Here is a 6,594-nt window from a genome sequence, read left to right as displayed (position 1 = left end):
GACCGCATCCTGATGGCGATGAAGCGCGGCTACACGGTGCTCGAATACAAGAGCATCATCCGCAAGCTACGCGCGATCCGGCCGGACATCTCGGTGGCGACCGACTTCATCGTCGGCTTCCCCGGCGAGACCGATGCGGACTTCGCCAAGACCATGGACCTGATCCACGAGATCGGCTACGACACCTCGTTCAGCTTCATCTACAGCCCGCGCCCCGGCACGCCAGCCGCCAACCTGCACGACGACACGCCGCAGGCCGTCAAGCTCGAACGCCTGAAACACCTGCAGGCGACCATCGAAGAGAACGTCGTGCGCATCAGCCAGGGCATGCTCGGCAGCGTGCAGCGCATCCTGGTCGAAGGCCCGTCGCGCCGCGACCCGACCGAGCTGCACGGCCGCACCGAGAACAACCGCGTGGTCAACTTCGCCCTGCCCGATGTGCCGCAAGCACGCCGCGACCAGCTGGTCGGCCAGATGCTGGACGTGCGCATCGTGCAGGCCTTCCCGCACTCGCTGCGCGGCGAAGTCACGGAACAGCGCGTGGTCGGCGCGGCCAACTAATCATCGACACGCTTCCTCTATTTGATGAAACCGAACACCGCTGAATTCGTTGCGCCCAAGAACGACAACGCGCGCCTGCAGAACCTGTGCGGGCCGCTGGACGAGAACCTGCGCCAGATCGAACAGGCGCTGGACGTGACCATCAGCCGGCGCGGCAGCAAGTTCACCGTCCGCGGCGCCAACGCGCAGGGCGCGGCCAACGCGCTGGAAACGTTCTACAACGGCGCACGCGAGCCGCTGTCGGTGGACGATATCCAGCTCGGCCTGGTGGAGACCCGGCAGGTGGCCGCGCATGGCGCCTACGTGCCGGAAACGGGCCTCGACGTGCCCGACGGCAACGACCTGTCGCCGGTGCTGCATACGCGGCGCACCGATCTGCATGGCCGCACGCCGATGCAGCGCGAATACCTGCGCAGCATCCTGTCGCACGACCTGTCGCTGGGCATCGGCCCGGCCGGCACCGGCAAGACGTATCTGGCGGTCGCGTGCGCGGTCGATGCGCTCGAGCGCGACGCCGTCAAGCGCATCGTGCTGACGCGCCCAGCCGTGGAAGCCGGCGAGCGCCTCGGCTTCCTGCCCGGCGATCTCGCGCAGAAGGTCGACCCGTACCTGCGCCCGCTCTACGACGCGCTGTACGACCTGCTCGGCTTCGACAAGACGCAGAAGATGTTCGAGCGCCAGATGATCGAGATCGCGCCGCTCGCGTACATGCGCGGGCGCACGCTCAACCACGCCTTCATCATCCTGGACGAAGCGCAGAACACCACGCCGGAACAGATGAAGATGTTCCTCACGCGGATCGGCTTCGGCTCCAAGGCGGTGATCACCGGCGACACCACGCAGATCGACCTGCCGCGCGGCCAGAAGAGCGGCCTGATCGAAGCGCAGCACGTGCTGCGCGACGTGCGCGGCGTGGCCATCACGCGCTTCACCAGCGTCGACGTGGTGCGGCACCCACTGGTGGCACGCATCATCGAGGCCTACGACGAATTCCATGCCCAGCACAAGGACACCTAACGTGGCTAAAGCCAAGACCAAGAAGACCCAACCTGCCGCTCCGGCCACCCTCAGCCCGCGCGTCGACGTATTCGACGCCAAGGGCAAGCCGAAGACGGTGGATGCCAGCGCCCTGCGCATCGCCTTTGCCGACGGCCGCAGCCTGCTCGTCAGCCTGCCGGACACCGCCGATGGCGTGATCACCCTGGTCGCCGAGCACTCGGACGCCAACACGCACGCCATGCTGGCGCTGCGCCCCGAGCACCACGACAGCATCACGCTGCGCATCGAAGCCGAACCGGCCGAGGCGGTGGAAGACGACCTCGACGACGGCATGGCCGGCGCCGAGATGCTCACGCTCGAGCTGACCGTGCAGCACGGCGACGAACTCAAGGCCGCCGCCCGCAAGGCATGCCCCAAGGAGCAGGACATCGAGGCGTGGATCGCCCCGGTGCTGTTTGCCGATGCGCAGCTCAACGTGCGCTTCGTGGGCGAGGAAGAGAGCCGCACGCTCAACCGCACCTACCGCGGCAAGGACTACGCCACCAACGTGCTGACCTTCTCGTACGCCGAGAGCGAGGACGACCCGGTCGCTGCCGACATCGTGCTGTGCTGCCCGGTGGTCGAGAAGGAAGCGAAGGACCAGAAGAAGCCGCTGCAAGCCCACTACGCGCACCTGATCGTGCACGGCGCGCTGCACGCCCAGGGCTACGACCACGAAGACCCGGCCGACGCCGAAGAGATGGAAGGCATCGAGACGCAGGTGCTGGCCGACCTCGGCTTCCCTGACCCGTACGCGAGCCGCTGAAGCGAGCCTCGCCTCATCGCAAGACGCCGGCCTCGTGCCGGCGTTTTTGTTGGCGGCGCCCCAGCGGGCTCGCCCAGTGTTTCAACACTGAATCAGCCAACATTCCCGCAAACCCAATACTGGCAACGGTTTTCGGCACCCCCTCCGCCATTCGGCGCATGGCCGCGCCGGTCAAATCGCCCATGCATGTGCCCCATCACGTCGGCCGAATGGCACGTGCGCCGCTGGCCATACGGCGCATGGGTTTTGTTCTGGCGATTTCTATCCTCGACACATAAGCCGCCATTCGAGCGCGCTCTATGAACGACGTCGTCAACAGGCGTCACGGGCCAACCCGCGCACAGACGGGAGCGGCCCCGCGGGGAGGTCATCATGCGTCAACGCTTCATGGACAGCATTCCATGGGCCACGCTGCTCGTCGGCGTGGGTGTCGGTGCCGCGCTTGCGGTCACGCCCAGGATTGCGCACGCCGATCATCGGCAATCGTGCTACGCCGGCATCGTCATCGTGTTCGACGGCAAGTGGCACCCCGGCGGCGTGGTCGGCTGCCGCACCGTCAACGTGTCGGACGGCAACAGCGTGGTTGGCGTCGAAGCCAACCTGCTGATCGCACAAGGGACCATCCGGCCGCGCGTGCAGACGGTGGTCGGCAGCACCAGCGTGCAGGCGCTGATCGGCGGCGGCTACGATTTCGCGAGCAGCCAGGCCCTGGTTGGCGTAGGCGCGACCGGCGACCACTGGATCGCCGGCGTGGACAAGGAAATTGCCGGCCGCTGGACGGCCTACGGCGGCCTCACCACGCTCAACCGCTACCACGGCAACGACCCGGCAGACCCCGCCACGACGCCCGCACCGGCGTCGACGCCCAACAACGTCACGGCGCCGCCTTCCACCAACAACGTGGCGCCACCGCCTTCCAACAACAACACACCAGCCCCAGCACCGGCGCCTGGCAAGTCGCCTAGCCCTAGCCCTAGCCCTAGCCCTAGCCCTAGCCCGAGCCCGAGCCCGAGCCCGAGCCCGAGCCCGAGCCCGAGCCCGAGCCCGAGTCCGAGTCCGAGTCCGAGTCCGAGCCCGAGCCCGAGTCCGAGTCCGAGTCCGAGTCCGAGTCCGAGTCCGAGTCCGAGTCCGAGTCCGAGCCCGACCCCGGCTCCGACCCCGGCTCCAACCCCGGCTCCAACCCCGGCTCCAACCCCGGCTCCAACCCCGGCTCCAACGCCGGCGCCGTGCGGGTGCCATGGTGGCGATCACGGTGGGCACCATGACCATGACCACGACCACGGCGGTGACCATGACCGCGGTGGTGATCACGATCCAGGCCACAACGGGCATGGCGAGGGTGGCGACGATCACGGCAGCCACGGCCACGACGGCCACGAAGGTGGCGATGACGGCCATCACGGTGCCCACGACGGCGGTGGTCACCACCATGAAGACCGCGGCAGCGGCGATGACATCCACCAGGGCGACACCCAGGGCAACGCCGGCGACCAAGGCAACGGCAACCAGCCGGGCGGGACCGACTAGACACCGCCCCCCCGACGCGTACTTTGAGCGAATTACGGATCACATCCGATCGCGCACTAGACCCCGGCCACGAATCGGCCGCCCCCGTCATCGGGGCGGCTGGCCTTTTGGTGTATGCTGGGCCGATGTTTAACGACGCGCCTATGCGCCATGAATGATCCGTATCCCAGTCCGAAGCCGGCCGACAAACCCCGCTCGCTGCTCGAACGCCTGACCGACCTCATTTCGCCCGAGCCCGAATCGCGGGCCGAGCTGCTGGAAATCCTCCAAGACGCGCACGCGCGCAGCCTGATCGACGCCGACTCCCTGTCGATGATCGAAGGCGTCTTCCAGGTCTCCGACCTGTGCGCGCGCGACATCATGATCCCGCGCGCGCAGATGGACGCGCTCAACATCGCCGACGCGCCGTCTGAATTCATCCCCTTCGTGCAGGAAACCGCGCACTCGCGCTTCCCCGTGTATGAAGGCAGCCGCGACAACATCATCGGCATCCTGCTGGCCAAGGATCTGTTGCGGTTCTATACCGATGAAGACTTCGACCTGCGCGACATGCTGCGCCCGGCGGTCTTCATTCCCGAATCCAAGCGGCTGAACGTGCTGCTGCGCGACTTCCGCGTCAACCGCAACCACATCGCCATCGTCGTCGACGAGTACGGCGGCGTGGCGGGCCTGATCACCATCGAAGACGTGCTCGAACAGATCGTCGGCGACATCGAAGACGAATACGACTTCGACCAGGAAGAAGACAACATCCTGGCCACCGCCGACGGCCACATGCGCGTGCGCGGCCTGACCGAGATCAGCCAGTTCAACGACGCCTTCGGCACGCACTTCTCCGACGAAGACGTCGATACCATCGGCGGGCTGCTCGCCAACCACCTCGGCCGCGTGCCGCACCGGGGCGAGAAGATCGTCCTGGGCACATTCCAGTTCGACGTGCTGCGCGCCGATGCACGCCAGGTGCAGATGGTGCTGGTGCGTCGCCTGACCGCGTCCGGCGGCGATGCGTCGGCCGGCACCTCCAGTTCCAACCCCGCCTGATTCTTCCGTGCGCGCTCAGTTCTCCTCCCCTGCCGGGGCGTCCTCCCGCCGGCAGGACGCCCCGGCTGTGCCGCTCGCCCAGCTCCGTTTTGCGCTGCCGCTGGCGGCGCTGCTGGGCGTCATGCATACGCTGTCGTTTGCGCCCAACCACTGGTGGTGGCTGCAGATCCTGTCGCTGGCGGGTCTCGCGGCGCTGGCGCAGCGTGCCTCGCGGCTGCGCGACGTGGCGTGGGTCGGCGTTGCGTTCGGGCTGGGCTGGTTCCTGTCCGGCATCTGGTGGCTGTACATCAGCATGCACGTCTACGGCGAGATGCCGGCGTGGATGTCGGTCATCGCCGTGCTGGCCCTCTCGGCCTACCTGGCGCTGCACCCGGCGCTGGCGGCGTGGCTGTGGCAATGGCTGGTGCGCGGGCGCAAGGTGGGCGGTGCGGCCAGCGCGCTCATCTTCGGCGCGGCGTGGCTGCTGAGCGAATGGCTGCGCGGCACGATGTGGACGGGCTTTCCCTGGATCAACGGCGGTTACGCCCACACCGACGGCCCGCTGGCCGGCTACGCACCGCTCATCGGCGTGTACGGCATCGTGGCGATGGCGGCCACGCTGGCCGGCCTGCTGTGCGTGGCCGCCGAGCGCCGCCTGCACTGGCTGGCTGGCGGCGCGGGCGTGCTCGTGCTGGCGGCGGGCTGGCCGCTGCACACCGTCGCGTGGACACAGCCTGTGGGCAAGCCCATCTCCGTGCGCCTGCTGCAGGGCAACGTGCCGCAGAACATCAAGTTCGAGCAGATCGGCATCGACCAGTCGCTCGCGCTGTACACCAAGCTGGTGACCGAGCAGCCCGCGCAACTGGTGGTGACGCCCGAGACGGCCTTCCCGATCATGCTGCAGGAGATGCCGCAGGAGGTTGCGCTGGCCATCCGCACCTACGTCGATACGACGGGTTCGAGTGTGCTGTTCGGCGCAGCCAGCCAGGACTCGCCGGTGGACTACACCAACAGCGTGTTCGGCGTCGGCCCGCAGATCATCGGCGTGTACCGCTACGACAAGCACCACCTGGTGCCTTTCGGCGAGTTTATCCCCTACGGCTTCCACTGGTTCGTGCACATGATGAACATGCCGCTGGGCGACTTCCGGCGCGGCGCGACAGTGCAGGCGGCCATGCCGGTGGCTGACCAGTACGTCGCCCCCAACATCTGCTACGAAGACTTGTTCGGCGAAGAGATCGCCGCCTCGTTGCGACACGCGCCAGCCACCCTGCTGGCCAACACGACCAACCTGGCGTGGTTTGGCGACACCATCGCGCTGGACCAGCACCTGCAGATCTCGCGCATGCGCGCGCTGGAGACCGGCCGGCCGATGCTGCGCGCCACCAATACCGGCGCCACCGCAGTGGTGCGCCCGGATGGCAGCGTGCAGGCGCGGCTGCCGTCGTTCACGCTCGGGGCGCTGCAGGCCGAGGTGCAGGGCACGCAGGGCCTGACGCCGTACGTGCGGCTCGGCAACCTGCCCGCGCTGGGCGTGGGCGCGCTGGTGCTGCTGGTGGCGTTTGTGCGCCGCCGCCGTGTAGAGGCACACTGATCCATTGCGAGCGGGCGGCTTTCCAGGCACTTTCGGGGCTGCCCGCAAAAAACGCTAAAATTCAACGTTTTACGGCGGGCACGCCGCA

6 protein-coding genes are annotated in these 6,594 nt (G+C 67.6%); all 6 read left to right on the top strand.

Going from position 1 to position 6,594, the window contains the following annotated elements:
* Positions 1 to 561: TRAM domain-containing protein (locus tag QZ609_RS23110; RefSeq protein ID WP_295499880.1), on the top strand; the 561-nt coding region annotated here is incomplete at its 5' end.
* A gap of 24 nt (positions 562 to 585) precedes the next feature.
* Positions 586 to 1,578: a PhoH family protein gene (locus tag QZ609_RS23105; RefSeq protein WP_295499878.1), complete on the top strand. Its 993-nt coding sequence runs from the start codon at positions 586 to 588 to the stop codon at positions 1,576 to 1,578.
* Entirely contained in the window at positions 1,556 to 2,365 is an 810-nt protein-coding gene (gene ybeY / locus QZ609_RS23100; RefSeq protein ID WP_295499876.1) for an rRNA maturation RNase YbeY, read from the top strand. Before QZ609_RS23105 ends, ybeY begins: the two co-directional genes overlap by 23 nt.
* A gap of 372 nt (positions 2,366 to 2,737) precedes the next feature.
* On the top strand, positions 2,738 to 3,892 hold the full coding sequence (locus QZ609_RS23095) for a hypothetical protein (protein ID WP_295499874.1): 1,155 nt from the start codon (positions 2,738 to 2,740) through the stop codon (positions 3,890 to 3,892).
* 150 nt (positions 3,893 to 4,042) lie between these two features.
* Positions 4,043 to 4,933: an HlyC/CorC family transporter gene (locus QZ609_RS23090; RefSeq protein ID WP_295499872.1), complete on the top strand. Its 891-nt coding sequence runs from the start codon at positions 4,043 to 4,045 to the stop codon at positions 4,931 to 4,933.
* Between the two features lie 67 nt (positions 4,934 to 5,000).
* Positions 5,001 to 6,506, top strand: a complete 1,506-nt coding sequence (lnt, locus tag QZ609_RS23085) for an apolipoprotein N-acyltransferase (protein WP_295499881.1) — start codon at positions 5,001 to 5,003, stop codon at positions 6,504 to 6,506.
* Positions 6,507 to 6,594: the final 88 nt, after the last annotated feature.

The sequence above is a fragment of the uncultured Ralstonia sp. genome (genome assembly GCA_913056305.1).
Lineage (GTDB): Bacteria > Pseudomonadota > Gammaproteobacteria > Burkholderiales > Burkholderiaceae > Ralstonia.
This window is presented reverse-complemented; position numbering and strand designations above follow the sequence as displayed.

Bases quoted from the DNA above. Each gene is read 5' to 3' on its own strand.
- QZ609_RS23090 (WP_295499872.1), top strand. From the start codon at position 4,043: ATGAATGATCCGTATCCCAGTCCGAAGCCGGCCGACAAACCCCGCTCG.
- QZ609_RS23105 (WP_295499878.1), top strand. From the start codon at position 586: ATGAAACCGAACACCGCTGAATTCGTTGCGCCCAAGAACGACAACGCG.
- ybeY (WP_295499876.1), top strand. From the start codon at position 1,556: ATGCCCAGCACAAGGACACCTAACGTGGCTAAAGCCAAGACCAAGAAG.
- QZ609_RS23095 (WP_295499874.1), top strand. From the start codon at position 2,738: ATGCGTCAACGCTTCATGGACAGCATTCCATGGGCCACGCTGCTCGTC.